Origin of the sequence: Kitasatospora sp. NPDC091276 (assembly GCF_040684355.1) — a bacterium.
Classification (GTDB): domain Bacteria; phylum Actinomycetota; class Actinomycetes; order Streptomycetales; family Streptomycetaceae; genus Kitasatospora.
On record NZ_JBFBFU010000036.1, the window covers coordinates 54,556 to 79,649 of the forward strand.

Annotated in this window: 20 protein-coding genes; 8 read left to right on the forward strand and 12 right to left on the reverse strand. The window is 74.4% G+C overall.

Annotated features, from left to right (window positions below; all coding sequences use genetic code 11):
- Positions 1-23 precede the first annotated feature (23 nt).
- Positions 24-965, forward strand: a complete 942-nt coding sequence (locus AB0O19_RS32815) for an aminoglycoside phosphotransferase family protein (RefSeq protein WP_363624818.1) — start codon at positions 24-26, stop codon at positions 963-965.
- A gap of 220 nt (positions 966-1,185) precedes the next feature.
- Positions 1,186-2,613, forward strand: coding sequence for a rifampin monooxygenase (gene rox / locus AB0O19_RS32820; RefSeq protein WP_363624820.1), 1,428 nt, complete (start codon positions 1,186-1,188; stop codon positions 2,611-2,613).
- Positions 2,614-2,696: 83 nt separating this feature from the next.
- On the opposite strand, the gene AB0O19_RS32825 is transcribed toward rox, so the two are convergent.
- The 5 genes from AB0O19_RS32825 to AB0O19_RS32845 form a co-directional block, all read right to left on the reverse strand.
- A complete protein-coding gene (locus tag AB0O19_RS32825; RefSeq protein WP_363624822.1) occupies positions 2,697-3,560 on the reverse strand; it encodes a biotin-dependent carboxyltransferase family protein in 864 nt (287 codons plus the stop codon).
- Between the two features lie 88 nt (positions 3,561-3,648).
- A complete protein-coding gene (gene pxpB, locus AB0O19_RS32830) occupies positions 3,649-4,275 on the reverse strand; it encodes a 5-oxoprolinase subunit PxpB (protein ID WP_363624824.1) in 627 nt (208 codons plus the stop codon).
- Entirely contained in the window at positions 4,272-5,048 is a 777-nt protein-coding gene (locus AB0O19_RS32835; RefSeq protein WP_244293516.1) for a 5-oxoprolinase subunit PxpA, read from the reverse strand. The genes pxpB and AB0O19_RS32835 overlap by 4 nt, the downstream gene beginning before the upstream one ends.
- Positions 5,049-5,188: 140 nt before the next feature.
- On the reverse strand, positions 5,189-5,725 hold the full coding sequence (locus AB0O19_RS32840; protein ID WP_363624826.1) for a hypothetical protein: 537 nt from the start codon (positions 5,723-5,725) through the stop codon (positions 5,189-5,191).
- Between the two features lie 234 nt (positions 5,726-5,959).
- Positions 5,960-7,000 carry an IPT/TIG domain-containing protein gene (locus AB0O19_RS32845; protein ID WP_363624828.1) on the reverse strand — a complete coding sequence of 347 codons (1,041 nt, stop codon included), beginning with the start codon at positions 6,998-7,000 and terminating at the stop codon, positions 5,960-5,962.
- Positions 7,001-7,194: 194 nt separating this feature from the next.
- Here AB0O19_RS32845 and AB0O19_RS32850 point away from each other — a divergent pair, with 194 nt between their 5' ends.
- The 4 genes from AB0O19_RS32850 to AB0O19_RS32865 all read left to right on the forward strand — a co-directional run bounded on the left by AB0O19_RS32850 (position 7,195) and on the right by AB0O19_RS32865 (position 15,092).
- On the forward strand, positions 7,195-8,739 hold the full coding sequence (locus AB0O19_RS32850; RefSeq protein WP_363624846.1) for a hypothetical protein: 1,545 nt from the start codon (positions 7,195-7,197) through the stop codon (positions 8,737-8,739).
- Between the two features lie 66 nt (positions 8,740-8,805).
- Complete coding sequence (locus tag AB0O19_RS32855; RefSeq protein WP_350884249.1) at positions 8,806-9,681, forward strand: hypothetical protein; 876 nt, start codon at positions 8,806-8,808, stop codon at positions 9,679-9,681.
- Between the two features lie 43 nt (positions 9,682-9,724).
- On the forward strand, positions 9,725-14,317 hold the full coding sequence (locus tag AB0O19_RS32860; protein WP_363624830.1) for a hypothetical protein: 4,593 nt from the start codon (positions 9,725-9,727) through the stop codon (positions 14,315-14,317).
- 10 nt (positions 14,318-14,327) lie between these two features.
- Complete coding sequence (locus AB0O19_RS32865) at positions 14,328-15,092, forward strand: metallophosphoesterase (protein WP_363624832.1); 765 nt, start codon at positions 14,328-14,330, stop codon at positions 15,090-15,092.
- 24 nt (positions 15,093-15,116) lie between these two features.
- Here the strand turns inward: AB0O19_RS32865 and AB0O19_RS32870 are convergent, their stop codons facing one another.
- A complete protein-coding gene (locus AB0O19_RS32870) occupies positions 15,117-15,467 on the reverse strand; it encodes a hypothetical protein (protein WP_350884255.1) in 351 nt (116 codons plus the stop codon).
- Between the two features lie 174 nt (positions 15,468-15,641).
- Entirely contained in the window at positions 15,642-16,337 is a 696-nt protein-coding gene (locus AB0O19_RS32875; protein ID WP_063350185.1) for an FCD domain-containing protein, read from the reverse strand.
- 166 nt (positions 16,338-16,503) lie between these two features.
- On the opposite strand from AB0O19_RS32875, the gene AB0O19_RS32880 reads away from it, so the two are divergent.
- Both AB0O19_RS32880 and AB0O19_RS32885 read left to right on the forward strand, forming a co-directional pair.
- On the forward strand, positions 16,504-17,058 hold the full coding sequence (locus AB0O19_RS32880; RefSeq protein ID WP_350884259.1) for a gluconokinase: 555 nt from the start codon (positions 16,504-16,506) through the stop codon (positions 17,056-17,058).
- Between the two features lie 2 nt (positions 17,059-17,060).
- Positions 17,061-18,449 (forward strand): gluconate:H+ symporter, encoded by a 1,389-nt coding sequence (locus AB0O19_RS32885; RefSeq protein ID WP_363624848.1) that lies wholly within the window; start codon positions 17,061-17,063, stop codon positions 18,447-18,449.
- A 353-nt stretch (positions 18,450-18,802) separates the two neighbouring features.
- Here AB0O19_RS32885 and AB0O19_RS32890 read toward each other — a convergent pair whose 3' ends face one another.
- From AB0O19_RS32890 to mmuM, 5 genes are all read right to left on the reverse strand, one after another.
- Positions 18,803-20,398, reverse strand: a complete 1,596-nt coding sequence (locus AB0O19_RS32890; protein WP_363586849.1) for a glycerol-3-phosphate dehydrogenase/oxidase — start codon at positions 20,396-20,398, stop codon at positions 18,803-18,805.
- A 173-nt stretch (positions 20,399-20,571) separates the two neighbouring features.
- Positions 20,572-22,092 (reverse strand): glycerol kinase GlpK, encoded by a 1,521-nt coding sequence (gene glpK, locus AB0O19_RS32895; protein WP_363586848.1) that lies wholly within the window; start codon positions 22,090-22,092, stop codon positions 20,572-20,574.
- A gap of 94 nt (positions 22,093-22,186) precedes the next feature.
- A complete protein-coding gene (locus AB0O19_RS32900) occupies positions 22,187-22,906 on the reverse strand; it encodes an MIP/aquaporin family protein (protein ID WP_363586847.1) in 720 nt (239 codons plus the stop codon).
- A 298-nt stretch (positions 22,907-23,204) separates the two neighbouring features.
- On the reverse strand, positions 23,205-23,969 hold the full coding sequence (locus tag AB0O19_RS32905) for an IclR family transcriptional regulator (RefSeq protein WP_363586846.1): 765 nt from the start codon (positions 23,967-23,969) through the stop codon (positions 23,205-23,207).
- 171 nt (positions 23,970-24,140) lie between these two features.
- Positions 24,141-25,085 (reverse strand): homocysteine S-methyltransferase, encoded by a 945-nt coding sequence (gene mmuM, locus AB0O19_RS32910; protein WP_363624834.1) that lies wholly within the window; start codon positions 25,083-25,085, stop codon positions 24,141-24,143.
- Positions 25,086-25,094: the final 9 nt, after the last annotated feature.

The window sequence follows — 25,094 nt, forward strand, 5'->3', positions numbered from 1 at the left end:
GGAGCCGGAGAGGAGCCCGCACAATGCCCTTTGAAGTCCCGCCTGTTGAGGTCCCGCCCGGGCTGGCCGCGTCGCTGGAGCAGTCCCTCGGCCCGGACGGTCGCGCCTGGGTGGCCCGACTCCCCGCTCTGGCAGACGAGTTGCTCGACCACTGGGAGCTGCGCCTGGACGGCCCGCCCGCGCACGGCATTCACGCGCTGGTGCTGCCCGTGCGGCGCGCCGACGGCACGCCCGCGGCGCTCAAGCTCCAGCCGGTGGACGAGGAGACGGAGGGCGAGCCGGTCGCCCTCCGGGCCTGGGACGGGCGAGGGGCCGTTCGACTCCTCGACCACGAACCGGCCTCGGGCTCGATGCTGCTGGAACGCCTCGACCCGGGGCGTTCGCTGCTGGATGTCGCGGACGACCGGGGGGCGCTGCACGTTATCGCAGGCCTGCTCAGGGAATTGACTGGACCTCAGGTCGAAGTCCCGGACCTGCGCCGGCTGGCGGACCTCGCCGACGGTCTGCTCGCGCGGGCCCCGGTAGCGGCCGCGGCCCTCGCCGACCCGGCCGAGCGGCGCTTGCTCGCCGACTGCGCCGCGGCCCTGCGCGAGGTCCGCACCGAGCCCGGCGACCGGCTGCTCCACTGGGACCTGCACTACGGCAACGTCCTCGCCCCGCCCGAAAGCGGCGGCCGCGCCCCCTGGCTCGCCATCGACCCCAAACCGCTCGTCGGGCACCCCGGCTTCGAACTCCTTCCGGCGCTGCGCAACCGCTGGGCCGACGTCCTGGCCACCGGCGACGTCGCCCGGGCGCTGCGGTGGCGGTTCGACGTCCTGGTGGAGGCACTGGAACTGGACCGCGAGGCGGCGCTCGCCTGGACGCTCGCCCGGGTGCTGCAGAACGCCGTATGGGCGGCGGAGGACGGGGAGTCGGCGCTCGACCCGGGGCAGCGGGCGGTGGCGGAACTGCTGTCGGGGCGTTGAGCGGAGCGCACGCAGCGAGCGGAAAACAGCGAGCGGAAAACAGCGACCGGCAAACAATGACCGGCAAACAATGACCGGCAAACAACGAAGGCAAGGAGGTCGTCGACTCTCCTTGCCACTCTCAAGGTATAGCGCGCCGGGGGGCTTGCCGCAAGGCCCCGGTCGTGCCGCAGAATGACCGGCCGAAGCCGGGATCTGCGGGCATACCTGGGGGTTTGTGATGATTGACGTGATCGTGGTCGGTGCCGGGCCGACCGGGTTGATGCTGGCCGGCGAGTTGCGGTTGCACGGCGTGCAGGTGCTCGTGCTGGAGAAGGAGACGGTGCCGCCCCTGCCGGCCCGGGCGCGCGGACTGCACGCGCGCAGTCTTGAGGTGATGGACCAGCGCGGGCTGCTGGAGCGGTTCCTCCCGCTCGGCCGGAAGTTCGCGGTCGGCGGCTTCTTCGCCGGCATCGGCAAGGAGTGGCCGGAGCGGCTGGACACCACCCAGGCGTACGTCCTGGCCATCCCGCAGGCGGTCACCGAGCGGCTGCTGACCGAGCACGCCACCGAACTCGGCGCCGAGCTCCGGCGCGGCTGCGAACTGGTCGGGCTGAGCCAGGACGAGGACGGGGTGAGCGCCGAACTGGCCGACGGCACACGGCTGCGCTCGCGCTACCTCGTCGGCTGCGACGGAGGCCGCAGTACGGTGCGCAAGCTGCTCGGCGTCGGCTTCCCCGGCGAGCCCTCCAGGGTGGAGACGCTGCTGGGCGACATGGAGCTGGCCGAGGAGCCGGAGACGATCGCCGCCGTCATCGCGGAGGTCCGCAAGACCCAGCTGCGGTTCGGCGCCGTTCGCGAGGGGGATGGGGGGTACCGCGTCATCGTGCCCGCCGAGGGGGTGGCCGAGGACCGGACGGCCGCTCCGACCTTCGAGGAGTTCAAGCAGCAGCTGCGGGCCGTCGCGGGCACCGACTTCGGGGCGCACTCACCGCGCTGGCTGTCGCGCTTCGGCGACGCCACCCGGCTGGCCGAGCGCTACCGGGTCGGCCGGGTGCTGCTGGCCGGCGACGCGGCGCACATCCACCCGCCGACCGGCGGGCAGGGGCTCAACCTCGGTGTCCAGGACGCGTTCAACCTCGGCTGGAAGCTGGCCGCCGAGGTCGATGGCTGGGCGCCGGAGGGGCTGCTGGACAGCTACCACGCGGAACGGCACCCGGTGGCCGCCGACGTGCTGGACAACACCCGCGCGCAGATCCACCTGATGTCCCTGGAACCCGGAGCCCAGGCGGTGCGCCGGCTGCTGGCGGAACTGACGGAATTCGAGGAGGTGAACCGGTACCTGATCGAGAAGATCATCGCGATCGGGGTCCGCTACGACCTCGGCGAAGGGCATGAACTGCTCGGCCGCCGGCTGCGCGACGTGGAGCTGAAGCGCGGCCGGCTCTACGGGCTGATGCACGGCGGCCGCGGGCTGCTGCTCGACCAGACCGGCGGGCTCTCGGTGGCGGGCTGGGCGGACCGGGTCGACCATGTCGTCGACGTCAGCGACGAGTTGGACGTGCCCGCGGTGCTGCTGCGCCCGGACGGCCACGTGGCGTGGGTCGGCGAGGACCAGCAGGGCCTGCGCGGCCACCTGTCCAGGTGGTTCGGCGCCCCCGCCGCCTGAGTGCACCGCCGCGGCCTCGGCGGCGTGCGAACAGCCGTCGCGCCGGGAGCGCCGGGAGCGCCGGGAGGCGTGCGGGCGGACGCTCAGCGCTCCCGCAGCGGCACGAAGCGCACCGGCGTGCCCGGGCGTGCCTGGGCGGCCGCCGCGAGGTCGGCGGCGGGGACGACGCCGATCACCGGGTAGCCGCCGGTGGTCGGGTGGTCGGCCAGGAAGACCACCGGCCGCCCGTCCGGCGGGATCTGCACCGCGCCCAACACCATGCCCTCACTGGGTAGTTCACCCGCCCGGGCGCGGGTGACCGGCGGGCCCTCGGTGCGCAGTCCGATCCGGTTGCCGGCCGGGGAGACCAGGTACCCGTCGCGGGCCAGCCGGGTCAGCGCCGAAGGCTCGAACCAGTCCGCGTGCGGGCCCAGCCGCAGCCGCAGCACCAGTTCGGCCGGGGGAGCGGGCAGCGGCACCAGGTCGGGCCGGGGGCGGTCGGGCGGAGGCGGGCCGACCGGAAGCCGGTCGCCGGCGGCGAGCGGGGCCGGTCCGAGCCCGGAGAGCAGGTCCGTCGAGCGGCTGCCCAGGACCGGCGGGACGGCGATCGCGCCCGCGACCGCCAGGTAGCCGCGCACCCCGGCGGTCGCCGCCCCCACCTCCAGCACCGCCCCGGCCGGCACCGCGACCGGCGCACCCCACGCGGCCGCCCGCCCGTCCACCCGGACGGGCGAGGGTGCTCCGGTGACGGCCACGACCACCGGCCCGAGAGCGCGCAGGGCGACCCCGCCGAGCGTGGTCTCCAGTCCGGCGGAGCCCGGCTCGTTGCCGACGAGCCGGTTCGCGGCCCGCAGCGCGGGCTCGTCCAGCGCCCCGGCCCTGGGCACTCCGAGGTGGGCGACGCCGCGCCGTCCGAGGTCCTGGACGGTGGTCAACGGTCCGGGCCGCACCACCAGCAAACCGCTCAACGCCCCCACCCCGTCCGCCCCGTCCCTCGCCGCCCCGTCCCCCGCCGTCCGGGGCCCGCGCGCCGCCCGTCGTGGGCCCGCACCCCCGCTACGCCCGTTCCGCCGTGAACCGCACCCGCACCCCGGGCGCCAGGAGCGCCGCCGGCTCGCGCCCGGTGTCCCAGAGCACGAGCCCGGTGCGCCCGATCAGCTGCCAGCCGCCGGGGGAGGAGCCCGGGTAGACGCCGGTGTACGGGCCGGCCAGGGCGACCGAACCGACCGGGACGCTGCTGCGCGGGGTGGCCCGGCGCGGGACCTCGTAGCGGGGCGGCAGCCCGGTCAGGTAGCCGAAGCCGGGCGCGAACCCGCAGAAGGCGACCACGTACTCGGGCCCGGTGTGGATCCGTACGGCGGCCTCCTCGGACACCCCCCACAGTGCGGCGACCTCGGCGAGGTCGGCGCCGTCGTACACCGTCGGCACCTCCACCAGCGGCCCGGTCGCCGCCGCGGCCGCCGACGGACGGGCCGTGCGCAGCAGGGCCGCCAGCGCGTCGACGTCCGCGACGCCGTCCAGCAGTACCGTGCGCGCGGCCGGCACGATCTCCTCGACCGCGCCGAGCGCCCCGCTCTCCTGCCGCTCGCGCAGCCATCCGTACAGCGCGGCGACCTGCGCCGTGTCGTCGAGTTCGACCAGCAGTGCCCGCTCGCCGACCCGCCGGACGGCGGCGGGCGTCACGTGAACGCCTCCACCCGGACCCCGGCGGAGGCGAGGGCGCCGCGGATCCGCCAGGCGAGCTGGGCGGCGCCGGGGGTGTCGCCGTGGACGCACAGGGAGCGGGCCTCGACGGCGATCCGTTCGCCGCCGACGGCCTCCACCGAGGCGTCCCGGGCGATGCCGACGGCGCGGGTGATCACCGATTCGGGGTCGTGCACCACGGCGTCCGGGTCGCGGCGCGGGACGAGGGTGCCGGCCCAGGTGTACGCGCGGTCGGCGAAGGCCTCGGCGACGACCGCGAGGCCGACGCCCTCGGCGACGGCGAGCAGCCGGGAGCCGGGCAGTCCGAGCACCGGCAGCGGTCCGTCGCAGACCGCCCCGGCCCGCAGCACGCCGGCCACCACGGCCTCGGCCTGTTCGGAGTCGGTGACCACCCGGTTGTAGAGGGCGCCGTGCGGTTTGACGTAGGAGACCCGGGAGCCGGCCGCGCGGGCGAAGACCTGGAGGGCGCCGATCTGGTACGCGATCTCGTCGGCGAGCTCCTCCGGGGGGACGTCCATGGCCCGGCGGCCGAAGCCGGCCAGGTCACGGTAGGAGACCTGGGCGCCGATCCGGACGCCGCGTTCGGCGGCCAGCGCGCAGACCCGGCGCATCGTCGACGGATCTCCCGCGTGGAAGCCGCAGGCGACGTTGGCACTGGTCACCACGGACAGCAGGGCTTCGTCGTCGGTCAGCGTCCAGCGTCCGAACCCCTCACCGAGGTCCGCATTGAGATCGATCACCGCATCGGCCACGCCCGTCCGCCTTCCAGCAGCTGTTGAGCCAGATGGTAGGGCCTGCGGATGAAGGCCGTTGCCCGTGACCCGGGCCCGGGGGGCCCACCGGCGTGCGACCCCTGGTCACACGCCCTGGGGCGGCGCCGGGCGGCTCCGGCTCAGCTCGCGGCCACCGGCCCCTGGAAGGAACGTTCCAGCGGGCGCAGCGCCCGCAGCACGATCAGCAGCGGGACGACGCCGACGATTCCGAACGACATGTCGATGAATCGCCAGCTCAGGGGAATCCCCCGCAGCGGTCCGCAGACCAGGGCCAGGGGGATGACGGCGCCGCAGGCGAGCACCGCCCAGCGGATCACCCAGATGTTGCGGACCGGGTCCTTGATCGGGCCCCAGAAGGCGGCGGCGATCACCAGGTGGGCGAAGGCGAGCCAGTCGGTGCCGTAGGCCAGGAAGGGGTAGCGGTCATTGGTCTCCGCGACGCCGGTGCGGACGCGTTCGATCCAGTCCAGTGCGGCCGGGAAGCGGTCGGCCAGCGGCGCGGCCGGCCCGGTCGCGAGGTCGGCCAGCCAGCGGGTCTCGGTCTCCAGCGGGAAGGCCGTCAGGCCGCTCAGCACCAGGCAGACCACGAAGATCCAGAGCCAGCGCCGGACTCTGCGCAGTACCGCCGCGGGACCGGTGCCCGGATTGGTGTCCATGGTGCGAACCTCCATGCCGAAGAGCAGGCGGGGCCTTGTCCCGTCTGTACGGAACCGACTCTAGACCCTGCTTTTGAACGCGTTCAACTTGCCCCTGGCGTGCGGGCACGCCCCGGACGCCGGGCGGGCGCGCACCCCCGGACGCCGGGCCGGCGCGCCCCCGGACACGCCGATGCCCGGGTGCCGGAGCACCCGGGCATCGGAACCGCCGGGACCGCGCGGTGTACGTCGGGACTACGCGGTGTACGTGAAGGTCACCGGGGCACTGGTGCCGCCCGCCGTGGTCACCGTGACGTCCACCGGGCCGGGGCCCGCCGCCGCCGGGGAGGTGGCCGAGCAGAAGGACGGGCCGCAGGAGACGTGCGCGGCCGGCACCCCGCCGAACGCGACCGTCCCGTACGTCAGGTTGGTGCCCTGGAGGTACACCTGGGTGCCGCCGGCGGCCGGGCCGCCGGCGTTGGTCAGATTGCCGACCGCCGGCGCGGGCGGCGGCGGGGGCGGGGCGCCCGTGTAGTCGAAGGCGGCCGGCGCCGCGACCGTGCCGCCGGGGGTCACCACGGAGACGGGTGCGCTGCCCGAGCCGCCGGGCGTGGTCACCGTGCAGGCGGTGTCGGTGCAGGTGCCGGCCGCCGGGACGCCGCCGACCAGCACCATGCCGTGCGCCAGGTTGCCGCCGCTGACGGTCACCGCGGTGCCGCCCGCGCCCGGGCCGGTGGTGGTGTCGAGGCCGTCGACCGTGGGCGGCGCCTGGACGACCGGCGCCGGGGTGGTCCCGTCGACCGACAGGGCCGTCACGTGGCCGGTCGGGTCGGTGTCGTTCGGATTGGACACGGTCACGACGATCTGGCCGGTCAGCTGCCGGGTGTAGTCGCGGCCCACGTTCAGCTTCATGAACTCGTAGCGCCCGGGCCTGCGGGTGCCGATGAGGACGGCGTCCAGGTGGCGCCCGTCGGGCGAGACGGACTCGGTGAAGGTGTAGTCGTACGGGGTGGAGAAGAACATGCCGAGCTCGGTGGTGAGCCCGGGCGGCAGGTCGACGGTGATGTGGGTCGGCCCGGTGAGGTCCTGGGTGCCGGCGGAGGTCCAGCCGACCGAGAGCTTGCCCGGTCCGGGAGGGGTGGTGCCCGGCAGGAAGCCGTTCAGGGCCGCGGTCACGTGCTGCCCCTGAACGGCGGGGGCGTCGGCGGGGGCGGCTGACGAGGCAGCGGCACCGGTGGCGAGGGTGGTCACGGACAGCGCGGCGGCGAAGCCTGCTTTGACCAGTCGAGTGATCATAGGCCGATCATCACGGTAGCGACGCGCCACCTTCACGGGTTTGCCGAATATCGGTTCGGATTTGGCGGAATCCCGTCGAAATCCCGTTCTGAATTCACCCCCGACACGCCCTCCGGCCTGCCGCGCAGCCCGCCCACAAGGCCCGTTTCGGTCGATGTCGGTGCGAACCTCTAATCTTGTCCACCGTGACCGCCATCGCTGACCCGCCCACCCTGCCCGGCCCCCGGCCGCCCGCCGGGTCCGTCGCGGCGAGGCCCGCGCCCGGCCCCGCCGCCGACGAGGGCCTGGCCCGCCGGCTCAAGGCGCTGGCCTGCACCGCCCCCCTGCACGACCTGGACAACCGCAAGGTCAACCTGGCGGGCGAGTACGGCGGCTACGCGATGGCCGAGGTCGGTCTCGCCGCGATCGACCTGGTCACCCTGCACATGGACTTCGACACCGGCGCCGACCGCGACATAGTGCTCGCCCGCCTGCTGCCCCGGGTCGCCGCCCAGGCCGCCGACCGCCCCGCCGCCGAGCACGAGCGGGTCGCCCGCTGGGTGCTGGAGTCGCTGATCAACGTCGGCAGCGTCGACCGGGGCTTCCGCGCCGTCTACGGCACCTTCGGCGCGGACGGCGCGTACGTCCGGCGCGACTACGACTTCAAGCTGATCGAAGAGGTCCCCGGCCCCGACGGCGGCGTCTACCTGCGCACCACCGACGAGGCGGTCAACGTCCTGGTCGGCGCGCTCGACACCGACGTCACCTCGGCCCAGATCGCCGCCGAGGTCAAGCTGGAGGTGCTGATCCGCCGCGGCCGCCTGGCCGACGCCCAGCTCGCCGCCGAGCAGGCCCGCTACCGCACCGTCCAGTACGCCGAGACGCTGCGCCGCGCCCTCGACGCGACCCGGCGCAACGTCCGCGCCGTCGACTGGATGCGCGCCATCCCCGACCTCATCGACGAGGCGCTGGACCACATCGCCGACCGCTACCGGCACGAGAACGCGATTCTCACCAACATCCGCAAGGCCCGCGACGAGGCCGAGCCCCACACCCCCGAAGGGGCCGAGCACAAGCGCCGCGCCGCCGAGCTGCTCGACATCGTCAAGGACTGCATCCGCCGGCACACGAAGCTGCAGACCCGCCTGCTGGAGGCCGGCCCGCTGTTCCGCGCCGAGCAGGACCGGCAGGCCTTCGCCACCCCCGGCGCCCGCAGCGGCATCGACCTCTACGGCCAGCTGCTCGCCCCCGTGCTGCGGCTGCCGGTCGAGCAGGCCGTCGGCCCCACCGGTGCCTTCTTCGCCCGCGGCGCCGGCCTGCGCACCCCCGTCTCCGTCCGGATCGCCGACCTGGTCGACCTGCTGCTCACCCCGCCGGTCGAGCGCGAGCACCTCGGCGCCGAACTGCCCGACCCGGACCTGGTCGCCACCCCGGACGACAGCCGCTTCTCCGAAGCCCAGCTGGAGGCCGCGCTGCTCCTGCTCGACCTGCCCGCCGACGCCCCCCGCCGGCTCTCCGGCCTGCTCGCCGAGGCCCGCGAGCAGGACCCGGAGCTGCCGTACCTCGTCGCCCTGCTGGCCGTCCACGCGGCCAGCCCGCCGGTCGGCACCGCCTACCGGCAGGGCGAGGAGCGGCTGCTGTTCGCCGTGGACGACGGCACCCCGCTGCGCGACCCGCAGTTCGGCGGCGCCGACCTGATCGTCGGCAGCGCCCTGCTCGACGCGGCCGGCATGGCCGCCGACCGCAAGGACGCCGGCTGACCAGGCCGCCGCCTTGACGCACCACCAGATCGCCCGTACCAGCAACAGCCCCGAGGAGCACCGCCCGTGACGACCCACCACGACGCGTCCTGGGCGGCCGAGACCGAACCCGCGGCCCCCGCCCCGATCACCCCCGGCGACGTCGCCGACGCAGCCCGGCTGGTCTCCTTCGGCCTCCAGGCCAAGCTGCTCCCCGCCCGCGACGCCGAGTACGCCGAACTCGTCCGCCGCCACCGCGAGGACCCGCCGTTCGCCCGGCTCGCCGACGCCGTCGCCACCGGCATGGGCCTGGTCGTCCTGGAGGTCTCGCCGCGCGCCGGCATGGCCGTCGCCGCCGCCGAGGACTCGCTGTTCGCCGTCCGGATGGGCGACTACTCGCGCCGCGCCGCCACCGAGTCCACCGACCGCTTCCTGCACGGCCTGGCCCACCTCGCCGTCGCCGCGATGGCCTTCCCCCGGCCCGAGGACCTCGCCGACGACGGCTACCTCGGCCGGATCACCGTCAACGGCGTCGACGCCTTCGTCCGCCAGGCCTGCCGCCGCCTGGAGGAGCAGGCCGCGACCGAGGGCGACAACACCGACCCGCAGTCCGACGCCCCCGGCCTGGAGGCCGCCTGGCGGGTGTGGGCCCGGCGCACCGCCACCGGCGCCACCAAGGACGCCCGCCGGCTCTCCGGCTCCACCATCGGCATCGTCGCCAAGGCCGTGCTGTTCCTGGTCGACTCCGGCTTCCTGCAGAAGGTCTCCGACGACGCCGGCGGCACCTACCGCACCACCGCCCGCTACCAGCTCCAGGTCCGCGACCTGGCCGGCAGCGCGGCCATGGCCGAACTGCTCGACCTCGGCATCGTCCCGGTCTCCGACGGCACCGCCAGCCTGCTGCCGCCGGACACCGGCGACGAACTGGTGGCCGACGCAGGCCTGCCGTTCCACTCGCTCTGAGCCCGAGTCCCGACCACCCCCCAGCCACGGAGAACCGCCGCACATGTACGAGCTCAACCGGGTCCGCCTCTACTCGATCGGACCGGCCGGCGCCCGCTACGCCGACACGGTGCTCGACCTGCGCGGCGTCGGCGAGCCCGTCGCCGACCCGGCCCCGCAGCAGATCGGCCTGTTCGGCGAGGACGCCGAGGGCCCGGTCCGCCGCCCCGCCCCGGCCGGCGTGCTCTTCCTGGAGAACGGCGGCGGCAAGTCCGTCCTGCTCAAGCTGATCTTCTCGGTGATGCTCCCCGGCCACCGCAACACCCTCGGCGGCGCCAGCTCCGGCGTGCTGCGCAAGTTCCTGCTCGCCGACGACTGCGGCCACGTCGCGCTGGAGTGGCAGCACACCGTCACCGGCGAGCTGATCGTGGTCGGCAAGGTCAGCGAGTGGCGCGGCCGCCAGGTCTCCTCCGACCCGCGCAAGTTCGCCGAGACCTGGTACTCCTTCCGCCCCGGCCCCGGCCTCACCCTGGACTCGCTGCCGGTCGCCGAACGGATCAGCCTGGCCGGCGACCAGAAGGCCCGAGGCCGCCGCCGCACCATGAAGGGCTTCCGCGACGCCCTCACCGAGGCCGGCAAGGCCCACCCGCACCTCGACCTGGTCTTCGAGGACGGCCACGACCGCTGGACCGAGCACCTCGGCGAACTCGGCCTCGACCCCGAACTCTTCCGCTACCAGCGCGAGATGAACGCCGACGAGGGCGAGGCCGCCGGCCTCTTCGCGGTCAAGCACGACAGTGACTTCACCGACCTGCTGCTGCGCGCCGTCACCGACACCCGGGACACCGACGGCCTCGCCGACCTCGTCCACGGCTTCGCCGCCAAGCTCGGCCGCCGCGCCGAACTCACCGCCGAACGCGACTTCACCGCCGGCTCCCTCGACCTGCTGGAACGCATCGTCGAGGCCACCGGCGCCCGCGAGAGCGTCCGCGAGGCCCACCGCACCGCCGAACGCCGCACCCGCCGCCTCGCCCACGCCCTCACCTCCCGCGCCGCCGCCGAACGCGACCGCGCCCAGGACCTCGCCATCGAGGTCGCCGCCGCCGCGGGCGCCGTCACCGCCGCCGAGGCCGACCGCACCCGGCACACCCTCATCACCGCCGAACTCACCCACCGGCACGCCACCCTGGGCCTCGCGGCGGCCACCGCCGAGGCCGCCGCGCTGCGCCGCGAACTCATCGACGCCCGCACCCTGCACGCTGCCTGGCAGGCCGCCGAGACCGTCCTGCGCCAGCGCGCCGCCGCCGACCGGGTCACCCGGGTCGCCGCCGCCATCCGCGAGGCCGAACTCGACGCCGCCCCCGCGCTCGCCGCCCGCGCCCGCGCCGCCACCGCCCTGGCCCGCGCCCTGGAGGCCGCCGCCGCGGCCGCCGAGGCCCGCGCCGACACCGAGGAGCAGCGCGCCGGCGAGCTCCAGGACGACGGCGCCAAGGCCCAGTCCGACGCCACCGAGGCCGCCACCGCCGCCCAGAAGGCCCGCAGCGAGGTCGACCACCTGCGCCAGCGCCTCGCCGAGGTCGAGCAGGAGACCGCCGCCGCCGTCGAGGCCGGCTTCATCGACGCCGACGGCGACGTCGACCCGGCCCGCGCCGCCCTGCACGCCGCCGACGTCGAGAAGGCCGCCGGCGCCGCCCTCGCCCAGGCCCGTACGACCGCCGAGGCCTGCGCCGCCAGGCTGCGCGAGGCCGCCGCCGCCACCGGCCGCGCCGAACTCGCCGCCGAGCGCGCCGGCGACGCCCGCACGGCCGCCGCCCGGGCCCTCGCCGCCGAGCAGCGCACCGCCGCCCTGCTCGCCACCGAGCAGCGCCTCTCCGACCTGCTCTCCCTGACCCCCGCACCCACCGACTGGAGCGACGACGGGTCGGGGGCCGAGGAGGACGCCGGCTTCCTCACCCCCGCCGTCCTCGACCGCAACGCCGAGTACCTGCGCGAACTCCTCGACGAGTCCATCGCCACGGCCGAACGCACCCTGTTCGACCTGCGCACCGCCGCCGCCGACGACTCCCGCATCCTCGCCGCCCTCGGCGACGGCGGACTGCTGCCGCCCGGCCCGGACGTCCTGGCCACCGTCGAGTACCTCGCCGAGCACGGCATCCCCGCCCTGCCGGGCTGGCGCTACCTCGCCCAGTCCGTCGACCCGGCCGACCACGAGGCGATCCTCGCCGCCCGCCCCGAACTCGTCGACGGCGTCGTCGTCACCGACCCCGCCTCGCTGGAGCGGGCCCGCGAGGCCTTGCAGGCCGCCGCCCTGCTGCCCCGCTCCACCGTCGCCGTCGGCGCCGCCGCCTCCCTGATCGCCCCGATCACCGACCAGCCCGCGTTCTTCCTGGTGCCGCCGAACCCGGCCATGCACGACGAGTCCGCCGCCGACGACGAGCGCCGCGAACTGCGCGCCCGGGCGGGCGCCCGCGAGGAGCACATCCGCGAACTCGCCGCCCGCCTCGGTGCCGACCGCGCCCTCGCCGCCCGCCTCGCCTCCTGGCACGCCAGCTGCCCGCCCGGCACCCTCGCCGAACTCGCCGCCGCCGCCGAGGCCGCCCGCGAGCACGCCGAGCAGGCCGCCGCCGCCCTGGCCACCCTGCGCGCCGACCACGACGAGGCCGAGACCGACCACGCCGCCGCGGCCGCCGCCCACGAGGAGCACCGCGAGGCCGCCCAGCGCGCCCGCCGCCGCGCCGACGCCCTCTCCGGCCTCGCCTTCCGGCTGCGCGAGCGCGCCAACTGGGCCCGCCGCCAGCGCGAACTCGCCGAGGACGCCGCCGAGTGCGACCGCCGCCAGGCCGTCTGCGCCGAACGCGCCCGCACCTGCGACGAGGACCGCCGCGCCGCCCAGCGCGCCGCCGACGACGCCCGCCGCACCGCCCGTACCGTGCGCGCCGAACGCGCCGAGATCCCCGCCGCCGAACAGGCCGACGAGCCCTCCGAGACCGCCCCCGCCGCACTGCCCGCCCTGCGCGAGGCCTACCGCGCCGCCTCCCAGCTGTACGAGAAGGTCGGCGTCGGCGCCGACCTGCGCGCCGAGCAGGCCCGCGCCGAGGGCGACGAGGCCGCCGCCGCGACCGAACTCGACCGCCTCACCAACAAGGTCCGCTCCCGCGCCGAGGAACTCCTCGGCAGCCCCGACGGCGCCGACGGCCCGGCCCGCCAGGCCGCGGCCGCCCGCGCCGAGGACCTGGTCGCCACCATCGAGGCCCGCTCCGCCGCCGCCAGCGAGCAGCTCGGACGCCTGCGCGGCGAGGCCGAGCGCTCCGCCCCCGCCGACGGCGAGGCGCACACCGAACTGCCCGAGGACCTCGTCCCCGCCGACCCCGAGCACGCCCAGGTCCTGCTGCGCACCGCCACCAGCCGGCTCGCCGAGCGCCGGGAGGCCCTGGACGCCGCCCGCACCGCGCACGCCGACCTGCAACGCACCTTCGACGCCGCCCAGTCGGCCGCCGCCGACTTCGACGAACTCGCCGGCCAGCTGCGCGACGGCCTGCGCGAGCAGCAGGAGGACGACGGCCAGTCCGTCGAGCCCTACCTCGGCTCGCTGCCGGAGGCGCGCGGCACCGCCGCCGAGGCCCGCCGCGCCCTGCGCACCGCCGCCGGCGAGCTGTCCTCCGCCGAACTCGCCGTCCGCGACGCCTCCGACGCCCTCGTCCGGCACGCCAACGCCGCCCGCTACGAGGCCGTCCGCACCCCCGCCCGCCAGCAGATCCGCGAACTGCCCGCCGCCGCGCTGCCCGAGCACGCCGCCGCCTGGGCCGCCGCCTTCGCGCCCCGGCTGCGCGTGCTGACCGACGAACTCGCCCAGCTGGAGCGCAACCGCGGCTCGATCGTCGACCGCCTGCGTGGCCTGGTCGAGTCCTCGCTCACCACCCTGCGCGCCGCCCAGCGGCTCTCCCGGCTGCCCGAGGGCCTGGGGGAGTGGTCCGGCCAGGAGTTCCTGCGGATCCGCTTCGAGGACCCGGACCACGCCACCCTGGTCGAGCGCCTCGGCGAGGTCATCGACGAGGCCACCCGCGCCGCCGTCCGCAAGAACAGCGACCTGCGCCGCGACGGCATGTCCCTGCTGCTGCGCGGGGTCGCCGCCGCGATCGGCCCGAAGGGCGTCAGCGTCGAGATCCTCAAGCCGGACGCGGTGCTGCGCGCCGAGCGGGTCGGCGTCGGCCAGATGTCCGACGTCTTCTCCGGCGGCCAACTGCTCACCGCCGCCATCGCGCTGTACTGTACGATGGCCGCGCTGCGCGCCAACGACCGCGGCCAGTCCCAGCTGCGGCACGCCGGCACGCTGTTCCTGGACAACCCGATCGGCCGCGCGAACGCCACCTACCTGCTGGAGCTCCAGCGGGCCGTGGCCGATGCGCTCGGCGTCCAACTGATCTACACCACCGGTCTGTTCGACACCACCGCGCTCGCCGAGTTCCCGCTGGTCATCCGGCTGCGCAACGACGCCGACCTGCGGGCGGGCCTCAAGTACATCTCGGTCGAGGAGCACCTGCGCCCCGGCCTGCCCGCCCCGCAGGACCCGGACGGCCCGGCCATCCACGGCGAGATCACCGCCACCCGGATGTTCAAGCGTCCGGCCGAGGTTCCGGTGCAGTCCGCAACTGACTAGCGTGGCGTCCATGCTGACGATCGCGCACTTCAGTGACATCCACCTCGGGCAGGAGCACCGCCGGGACGGCGGCAGGCGCGCCCTGCGGCGGGCCGGGCAGGTGATGGCGTACCTCGACGCCCTGCCCGGCCCGCTGGACGCCGTGCTCGTCACCGGGGACCTCGCCGACCACGGCCTGGCCGCCGAGTACGAGCAGGTGGCCAAGGTGCTGGACTCCCGGTACCCGGTGCTCACTTGCCCCGGCAACCACGACCGCCGGGCGCCCTACCGGGAGGTGCTGCTCGGCGAGGCCCCCGTGGACGGCCCGGCCAACCGGCTGCACCAACTGCCCGGCGCCGACGTGCTGATGCTGGACTCCTCGATCCCGGGCCGCGACGACGGCCTGCTGGACGAGGAGACGCTGGCCTGGCTGGACGCCGAACTGGCGGCCGGCCGCGCCGACCTGCCCGCGCTGGTGGCCTTCCACCACCCGCCGGCCGTCCTGCACCTGCCGAACGTCGACCCGATCCGCCAGTTCGGCGAGGAGGCGCTCGGCGCGGTGCTGGCCCGGCACCCGCGGGTGGCCGGCCTGCTCTGCGGCCACTCCCACACCGGCGCCGCCACCACCTTCGCCGGACTGCCCCTGCTGGTCGCCCCGGGGGTGGTCTCCACCGTCACGCTGCCCTGCGAGGGCGGGCCCGGCATCTCCTTCACCCAGCCGCCGATGCTCGCCTTCCACGTCCTGGACGACACGGGCCGGCTCACCACCCACTACCGGGCCGTCCCGGAGGACTGACCCGCGGCGCCGGCCGCGGGTGTCCTACGCGGCCGGCAGCCGCGGCTGACGCTGCGGCCCGCCGGGGCGGGGGAGCGGCCGGGCGGCCAGCGGGTCGGGCGCCCGGCTGCCCGCCATCGGGTGCGCGGAGCCGGGCGCGCGCTGCCGCTGGGCGGCGACCTGGCGCGAGATCAGGATCTCCAGCAGGCACCACATCGTGCCGAACACCCCGAGCCCCATCGCCATCAGCGCCGGCGTCATCAGCCAGCTGTCCGCGTACGAGGCGAGCGTGGCGACGACCACGCCGACCAGGGTGAAGGACAGGCAGAGCACCGCCCGGACGGCGGCGGCGCGCACCTCGTCGGGCAGGCGGCGACGGCGGCGTGGCACGGACATCGATCGACCCCCAGGCGCGGACTCGGCGGCGGACACGGGACGGGCGCACGCGAAAAGCGCCCCCTCGCCTCACTCTGCCCCGTCGAACCAGGACTATGCGTCCGAATCCACCGAACTGCCGTCAAAGCGCGTGATCCGGGCAGCAGGCAGCGGGCGGCCCGCCGCCGGGGGAGGTCAGCCCAACTGCTGGTTGAGCTCCTCCAGGGCGCCCGCCACGATCGTCCGCATGGCCTGCTCGGCCTGGACGGCGTCCCCCGCGCAGATCGCGTCGGCGACTTCGCGGTGCAGCCGGATCGCGTACGGCTCCGGCTGATGGGGCATCAGATGGTACTCGGTCCGCCCGGTGAGCACCGCCCCCACGGTGTCGCCGAGGTGGGCGAACATCTCGTTGCCGGAGGCGCGCAGCACGGTGGCGTGGAAGTCGATGTCGTGCCGGAGGAAGGTGGTGAGGTCGGCGGCCCGCGCCGAGACGGTCAACTCCACGGCCAGAGAGCCGAGTTGGCGCCGGTCGTCGTCGCTCGCGTGCACCGCGGCGAGCGCGGCCGCGGCCGGCTCGACGGCCACCCGCAGCGAGCCGAGCGAGCGCAGCTGGGCCGAGCGGTCCGCGCCGGCCAGCCGCCAGCGGATCACCAGCGGGTCGAAGACGTCCCAGAGCGACCTGGGCTGCACGGTGATCCCGACCCGCCGCCGGGACGCCACCAGGCGCATCCCCTCCAGGATCCGCACCGCCTCCCGGACGACCGTCCGGGACACCCCGAACCGCTCCTCCAGCTCCTCGCCGCGCAGCACCGCGCCCTCGGGAATCTCCCCCGACGCGATCGCCGGCCCGAGCTCGTCAAGCAGCCGACCGGGCAGCCCCTGGATCTCCATCCGCCCAGCGTAGACGCCCACCCCGCCACCACCACCGGCGCGTACCGGGTCCTGCGCCCTGCGATCTACCCCACAGTCCAAAAGTATGACGATTTGGTTTCCGCCACTTGAATACGTCATATCTTTGAGGCGATAGTGGCGGCCAGGCAACGAAGGAGCACCACCCATGGCTCTCAGCGTCGAGAACCACGACCTCCCGGACACTCCTCTCACCATCGTGGTGATGGGCGTCTCCGGTGTCGGCAAGACCACCCTGGCCCGCCTGCTGGCCGAACGCCTCGACCTCCCCTACGCGGAGGCGGACGACTTCCACCCGGCGGCCAACATCGCCAAGATGTCGGCCGGCATCCCGCTGGACGACGAGGACCGCGCCCCCTGGCTGCGCGCCCTCGGCGCCTGGCTCAAGGAGCGGGCCGAGGACGGCACCGGCGGCGTGGTCACCTGCTCGGCGCTGAAGCACCGCTACCGCGACACCCTGCGCGCGGCCTGCCCGGGTGCCTACTTCCTGCACCTCAGCGGCGGTCACGAGCTGGTCGAGGACCGGCTCGCCCACCGCACCGGCCACTTCATGCCGCCGTCGCTGCTCGACTCGCAGTACGCCGCCCTGGAACCCCTGGGCGCGCACGAGCGCGGCGCCGTCCTGGACGTCGGTCCGTCCCCCGAAGAACTCGTCGAGATGGCCGTGGCGCTGCTGCGGCCGGTCAATGGAGACCTCGCGTGAGTATTGCCCCCACTCTGCTCGCGGCCGCCCCACCGGCCCTGCCGCACACCAGCAGCGACTCCCAACTGCTGATCGCGGTCCTGCTCAGCATCGGTGTGATCGTCCTACTGATCACCAAGCTGAAGCTGCACCCCTTCCTCGCCCTCACGCTCGGCTCCGGCCTGCTGGCCGCCGTCGCGGGCGCCCCGTTCGACAAGCTGCTCAACAGCTTCTCCACGGGCTTCGGTTCCACCGTGGCCGGCGTCGGCCTGCTGATCGGGCTGGGCGCGATGCTCGGCAAGCTGCTCGCCGACTCCGGCGGCGCCAACATCATCGCGGACACCGTGCTGGCCCGGTCGGGCAACAAGGCGCTGCCCTGGGCGATGGCGCTGATCGCCGCCGTCCTCGGCCTGCCGCTGTTCTTCGAGGTCGGCGTCGTCCTGCTGATCCCGATCGTGCTGCTGGTCGCCCGCCGCGGCAACGTGCCGCTGATGCGGATCGGCATCCCCGCGCTGGCCGGCCTGTCCGTGCTGCACGGCCTGGTGCCCCCGCACCCGGGCCCGCTGGTCGCCGTCGACGCCCTGAAGGCGGACCTCGGCATCACCCTGGCGCTCGGCCTGCTGATCGCCGTGCCCACCCTGATCGTGGCCGGCCCGCTGTTCTCCCGGCTGGCCGAGCGCTGGGTCGGCCCGCTGGAGATCCCGAAGGCCACCGCCCCCGAGGAGACCACCAAGCCCGAGCACACGCCGTCCTTCGGCGCGGTGCTGGCGACGATCCTGCTGCCGGTCGTGCTGATGCTCGGCAAGGCCCTGACCGACGTGGTGGTCGACAACCCGAAGGCGATGGCCCAGCGGGTCTTCGACTTCATCGGTTCGCCGCTGATCGCGCTGCTCGCCGCGACCCTGCTCGGCATGCTGACCCTCGGCAAGGCGGCCGGCTTCGACAAGGCCCGGATCTCCGACACCGTCGGCAAGTCGCTCGGCCCGATCGCCGGCATCGTGTTCATCGTCGGCGCCGGCGGCGGCTTCAAGCAGACCCTGATCGACGTGGGCGTCGGCAACGCGGTGAGCGAGTGGTCCGGCAAGTGGCACATCTCGGCGCTGCTGCTCGGCTGGCTGATCGCGGTGCTGATCCGCCTGGCCACCGGCTCGGCGACGGTCGCCACCATCACCGCCGCCGGGATCGTCGCCCCGCTCGCCGCCGACATGTCCTCCACCCACGCGGCCCTGCTGGTCCTGGCGATCGGCGCCGGCTCGCTCTTCCTGTCGCACGTCAACGACGCCGGCTTCTGGCTGGTGAAGGAGTACTTCGGGATGAGCGTCGGGCAGACGCTGAAGTCCTGGTCGGTGATGGAGACGGTGATCTCGGTCGTCGCCATCGCCCTGATCATGCCGCTCAGCCTGATCATCTAGGCCGGACGGCGCCCGCCGCCGCCGACATCCGCCGAGGGGCGGCACCCGTACGGGTGCCGCCCCTCGGGCGTGTCCGACGACCGGGACTCAGCCCGGCAGCCCCGACCGCCGCCTCCGCCACGTCATCAAGGCGGGCACGCCGATCTGAGCGGCCGACCGGGAGCCCTTCGTACCCCGCCCGCGAGCCGGGCGCACGAAGGGCGGGCACCCGGAGAACCCGGGTGCCCGCCCTTCGCGAGGCTCTGCCTAGCTGGCTGTGCCTACTTGGTTCCGCGCTTCGCGAGGCTGTGCCTACTTGGTTCCGCGCTTCGCGAGGCTGTGCTTACTTGGTTCCGCGCTTCGCGAGGCTGTGCTTACTTGGTTCCGCGCTTCGCGAGGAAGGCCTCGACCTCGTCCCGGATCTCCGGCGTGTCCAGCCCGCGCACGGTCATCGTGGTGCGGCGCCGCAGCACGTCGTCCGCCGTGTACGCCCACTCGCTGTCGGCCGCGTAGGCGACCTGCGCCCAGACGTCCGGGCCGTCCTCGTGGATCGGCCGGCCCAGCTCCGGGTTCTCGTCGATCATGCGGGCGATCTCGAAGGACAGCGTGCCGTAGTGGCTGGCCAGGTGCTTGGCCACCAGCGGCTCCATCCGGGAGCCCGGGTCGCGGTCGATCAGCAGCCGGTGCGCGACGGCGTTCGGCGCGCCGACGCCCGGCAGCGGCACGGTCGCCGCGATCGGGGACATGTCCTCGCCGAGGCTGGTGCCGGGCACGTGCGCCAGCTTCTCCAGCACGGTGCGGCCGATGTGGCGGTAGGTGGTCCACTTGCCGCCGGCGACCGACAGCATGCCGCCCTTGCCCTCGGTGACGACCGTCTCGCGCTTGGCGGCGGCGGTGTCGCCCGGGCCGCCGGGCAGCACCCGCAGGCCGGCGAAGGAGTAGGTGATCAGGTCGCGGTCGAGGTGCTCGTCACGGATGGCGTGCGCGGCCTCGCCCATGATCTGGTCGATGTCCGCCTCGGTGGCCCGGACGTCCTTCGGGTCGCCGGTGTACTCCTCGTCGGTGGTGCCGAGCAGGACGTGGTCCTCCCACGGGATGGCGAAGGAGACGCGGTACTTGTCGATCGGGATGGTCAGCGCGGCGCGCCACGGCGAGCGGCGCTTGACGACGACGTGCGCGCCCTTGGAGAGGCGGATCGACGGCGCGGCGCCGGCGTCCTCCATCTTGCGCAGGTGGTCCACCCACGGGCCGGTGGCGTTGAGCACCAGGCGGGCGTCGATGCCGAACTCGGTGCCGTCCAGGCGGTCGCGCAGCTCGGCGCCGGTGACCCGGCCGGCGGTGAAGCGCAGGCCGGTGACCTCGGCGTGGTTGAGCACCACGGCGCCGGCGTCGACGGCGGCGCGCACCGTCATCACGGCGACGCGCGAGTCGTTCATCTGGTGGTCGCCGTAGACGGCCACCGAGCGCAGTCCCTCGGTGCGCAGCGCGGGCACCTGCTGGGCGGCGTGCGCGGCGGTGGAGACCCGGCCCATGCCGTCGCGGAAGGCGGACAGCGCGGAGTACAGGAAGACGCCGGCGCCGAGCTTGGGCGCGCTGTGCGGGCCGCCCTTGTAGACCGGCACGAAGAAGGTCAGCGGGTTGACCAGGTGCGGCGCGACATCGGTGGCGAGCGCGCGGCGCTCCTTGTGGTTCTCGGCGACGAGCTTGACCGCGCCGGTCTGCAGGTAGCGCAGACCGCCGTGGACGAGCTTGGAGGAAGCGCTGGAGGTGGCGCCGGCGAAGTCGCCGCCGTCGACCATGGCGACCTTGAGTCCGGCCTGGGAGGCGGTCCAGGCGACGGCCGTGCCGAGGATGCCGCCCCCGATCACCAGCAGGTCGTAGGTGGCCTTGCCGAGCAGCTCACGGGTCTCGGCGCGGGAGGCGGTGTGGCCGGCGGTGCGCTCGGCGCCCAGGGTCGGGATGGTTGCCATGGTGGTTGTGTACGGCGCGCGGGTCAGGCGGCGCCGTTACTCCTCTCGTGTGCGGTGCGGCCTCTGCTGAGAGGCCGGTCGGCCCGGTGCGGCGGGCCGGTGAAACGCGGTGACACCCGCTGCCGGAACGGCGGGCGGCCGGTCGGGGCTCGGGGCCCCGACCGGCTTGTCGGTCAGTCGGTCTCTTCTTCCTCCACCCACCCCATGGTGCGCTCCACGGCCTTGAGCCACTTCTTGTACTCGCGCTCCCGGGTGGCCTCGTCCATGCGCGGGGTCCATTCGGCGGCGCGGTGCCAGTTGGCCCGCAGGGTGTCGAGGTCGTTCCAGAAGCCGACGGCGAGTCCGGCCGCGTAGGCGGCGCCGAGGGCGGTGGTCTCGGCCACGTACGGGCGCTCGACCGGGGCGTCCAGGACGTCGGCGATGTTCTGCATGAGCAGGTTGTTGCTGGTCATGCCGCCGTCGACCTTGAGGGCGGTGAGCTCGACGCCGGAGTCCTTCTGCATGGCGTCGACGACCTCGCGGGTCTGCCAGGCGGTGGCCTCCAGGACGGCCCGGGCCAGGTGGCCCTTGGTGACGTACCGGGTCAGGCCGGCGATCACGCCGCGGGCGTCGGAACGCCAGTACGGGGCGAACAGGCCGGAGAAGGCCGGGACGAAGTAGGCGCCGCCGTTGTCCTCGACGGTGTTGGCGAGGGTCTCGATCTCGGCGGCGGTGGAGATGATGCCGAGCTGGTCGCGCAGCCACTGGACGAGCGAGCCGGTGACGGCGATCGAGCCTTCCAGGGCGTAGACCGGGGCCTGGTCGCCGATCCGGTAGCCGACGGTGGTCAGCAGGCCGTGGTACGAGTTGACGATCTTCTCGCCGGTGTTGAGCAGCAGGAAGGTGCCGGTGCCGTAGGTGGACTTGGCCTCGCCCTCGTCGAAGCAGGTCTGGCCGAACAGCGCGGCCTGCTGGTCGCCGAGCGCGGAGGCGACCGGGACGCCGGCCAGGTCGCCGACGGCCTCGCCGTAGACCTCGGCGGAGGAGCGGATCTCCGGCAGGACGGCCATCGGCACGCCGATCGATTCGGCGATCTTCTCGTCCCACTGCAGGGTGTGCAGGTTCATCAGCATGGTGCGGCTGGCGTTGGTGACGTCCGTGACGTGCTTGCCGCCGTTGACACCGCCGGTGAGGTTCCAGATCACCCAGGTGTCCATGGTGCCGAACAGGATGTCGCCGGCCTCGGCGCGCTCGCGCAGGCCCTCGACGTTGTCCAGCAGCCAGCGGATCTTCGGGCCGGCGAAGTAGCTGGCGAGCGGGAGGCCGGTCTCGCGGCGGAAGCGGTCCTGGCCGACGTTGCGGCCGAGTTCGCGGCAGAGGCCCTCGGTGCGGGTGTCCTGCCACACCAGCGCGTTGTGGACCGGCTCGCCGGTGTTCTTGTCCCACAGGACGGTGGTCTCGCGCTGGTTGGTGATGCCGATCGCGCGGATGTCGTCCTTGGTCAGGCCGGCCTTCTCCAGCGCGCCGCGGACGACCGACTGCACCCGGGTCCAGATCTCGGCGGCGTCGTGCTCGACGTAGCCGGGCTGCGGGAAGATCTGCCGGTGCTCCTGCTGGTCGACGGCGACGATCCGGCCGTCGGCGCCGAAGATGATGCAACGGCTGGAGGTGGTGCCCTGGTCGATCGCGGCGATGTAGTTGCCAGTGGAGGTCATCAGAGGGTCCTCGGCTCAGGATTCGGGGGTTACGGGGTGGGTGGGCCCGACACAGTGGTCGGTCCCCGTGCTCGGCGGGTTCGAACCCGGCCCGTCAGAACATCGCGTTGTACAGACCGCCGGCCAGTGCGCCGCCGATCAGCGGGCCGACGACCGGCACCCAGGCGTACGACCAGTCGGAGCCGCCCTTGTTCGGGATGGGCAGCAGCGAGTGCACGATGCGCGGGCCGAGGTCGCGGACCGGGTTGATCGCGTAGCCGGTGGGGCCGCCCAGCGAGAGGCCGATGCCGACGACCGTGAGGGCCACGATCAGGGTGCTGAGGCCGCCGGCGGCCAGACCGTCGTTCTTGCCGAGGGTGAGGATCGCCATGCAGAGGATGAAGGTGCCGATGACCTCGGTGACGACGTTCTGGATCGGGTTCCGGATCTCGGGCCCGGTCGAGAAGATGCCGAGGGTGGGCTCCTCGTTGGCCTGGAACTGGCCGAGGTAGGTGAGCCAGACCAGCACGGCGCCGATCATCGCGCCGAGGAACTGGGAGCCGAGGTAGAGCGGCACCTGGCTCCAGTCACCGCTCTTGATGGCGAGCGCGACGGTGACGGCCGGGTTGAGGTGGGCGCCGGACTTCGGAGCCGAGATGTACGCGGCGATCAGGACCGCGAAGCCCCAGCCGAAGGTGATCGCCAGCCAGCCGGCGTTGAGGGCCTTCGACTTCTTGAGGGTCACGGCGGCGCAGACGCCGCCACCGAGAAGTATCAGGGCGGCGGTGCCGAGGGTTTCGCCGACGAAGACGTCGCCGTTGGAGAACGCGGACACAAAGACTCCCTTGTCCATATGGCCCGGAGGTGTGGGTGGGGGCGGCCGGCCGATCGTTGTGCGGGTGAGCGCATCGGGGGAGTGATCTTCCCGGCCATCGTTCGACAATGTCGACCGTTATGCGGAAGCTTCCTCCCCTGGTTGCCCTCACGTCAAGGCAGGGTTACGGAGCTGTGACCCTTCCCCCGAAGTTACCCAGCGGAGCGGGACAAACCGGGGCAAAACGCCAAGGCGCGGACAGGCCGATGCCCGTCCGCGCCTCAGCGTGACGATGTGGCCGCCGGTGCGGCCTCGGGTTTCAGAAGCGCCCGGCGCCCAGATCGCGGGAGATCGCCCGTGCCGCGCTGCGCACCGAGGCCACCAGCGACGGCTTCACGAAGCCGTCCTCGCAGACCCGCTCCACCGGGCCGCTGATGCACACCGCGCCCACCGGGTTGCGCCGCCGGTCCTGGATCAGCGCGCCGATCGAGGCCACGCCCTCCCAGGTCTCCTCGATCGAGTCCGTCCAGCCGCGCTCGCGGATCAGCGCACACTCGGCGTCCACGTCGGCCGCCTCGGTCAGCGTCCGCAGGGTGTACGACTCGTACGGCCCGTCGCCCAACTCGCCGCGCGCGACCGGGTCGTAGGCCACCAGCACCTTGCCCAGCGCGGTGCTGTGCAGCGGCTGCATCGAGCCGACCTCCAGCACCTGCCGGGTGTCGTCCGGCCGGAAGACGTGGTGCACGACCAGCACGCCCTGCTGGTGCAGCACCCCCAGGTAGACGGTCTCGCCGGCCGCCCGGGCCAGGTCGTCCGCCCAGACCAGCGCCCGCGCCCGCAGCTCGTGCACGTCCAGGTAGCTCTGCCCCAGCCGCAGCAGTTCGGCGCCCAGCTGGTACTTGCCGCTCTCCGGGTCCTGCTCGACGAACCCCTCCTGCTGGAGCGTGCGCAGGATGCCGTGCGCGGTGCCCTTGGCGAGGTCCAGCGACGTCGCGACCTCGGACAGGCCCAGGCGGCGCTCACCGCCCGCCAGCAGGCGCAAGATCGCGGCGGCCCGGGAGAGCGACTGGATCGGGCCGGGCATGGGGACCTCCGCGCTGACAGGCGGTCGACATTGTCGACCGCAGTGGTAACGGGACGAGTCTGCCAGGCCGTCGCCGGTCCGTGCACCTTCCCCCTCGGTAACCCGCGCTCGGCCGTTTGTTAACCTCCGCCCGCCCGCCGACCCGCCGGGCCGTTCACCCCCGGACGTCCCTCACTCCTCGACGCCGCTCGAGCGCGCCCGCCGCACCGCGACCTCCGCCGCCAGTGCGGCGATCCCGTCCGGCCCCACCCGGCAGCAGCCGCCCACCAGCCGTGCGCCGCCCGCCAGCCAGCCGCCCACCCGGGCCGAGCGGAACGTCGGCTCGCCGCGCCAGTCCCGGCGCGTGGCGTCCCATTCCTCCCCGCTGTTCGGGTACACCACCACCGGCTTGCCGGTCACCTCGGCCGCCAGCGCCACCGCCCGGTCCGCGTCCTGCGGGGTGCAGCAGTTCACGCCCACCGCCAGCACCTCGTCCACCCCGGCCGCCAGCGCGAACGCCTCCGCCAGCGGCTGGCCCGCCCCGGTCCGGTCGCCCGCCACGCTGAACGACAGCCAGGCCGGCACGCCCAGCTCGCGCACCAGCTCCAGCAGCGCCCGCGCCTCGTCCGCGTCCGGCACCGTCTCCAGCGCCAGCACGTCCGGCCCGGCCGCCGCCAGCGCCTCCAGCCGTGGCCGGTGGAAGGCCACCAGTTCCGCGGTGCTCAGCCCGTACCGGCCCCGGTACTCCGAACCGTCCGCCAGCACCGCCCCGTACGGCCCCACCGACGCCGCCACCCAGCGCCGCCGCCCGCCCGGCTCGGCCCGCGCCGCCTCCCGGGCCAGCTCCACGCTGCGCGCCAGCAGCCGCGCGGCCTGGGCCCGGCCCGTTCCGCGCCGGGCGAAGCCCTCGAAGCTCGCCTGGTAGCTCGCCGTGATGGCGACGTCCGCACCGGCCGCGAAGTACGCCCGGTGCGCCGCCACCACCGCCTCCGGCGCGTCCGCCAGCAGCCGCGCCGACCACAGCTCGTCGAGGAGGTCGTGCCCGGCCGCCGCCAGCTGGTTCGACATCCCGCCGTCCAGCACCAGCGGACCGGCCGCCAGCGCCGCGGCGAAGTCCGGCGGGGGAGCAGTGGGCATGGGGCCTCC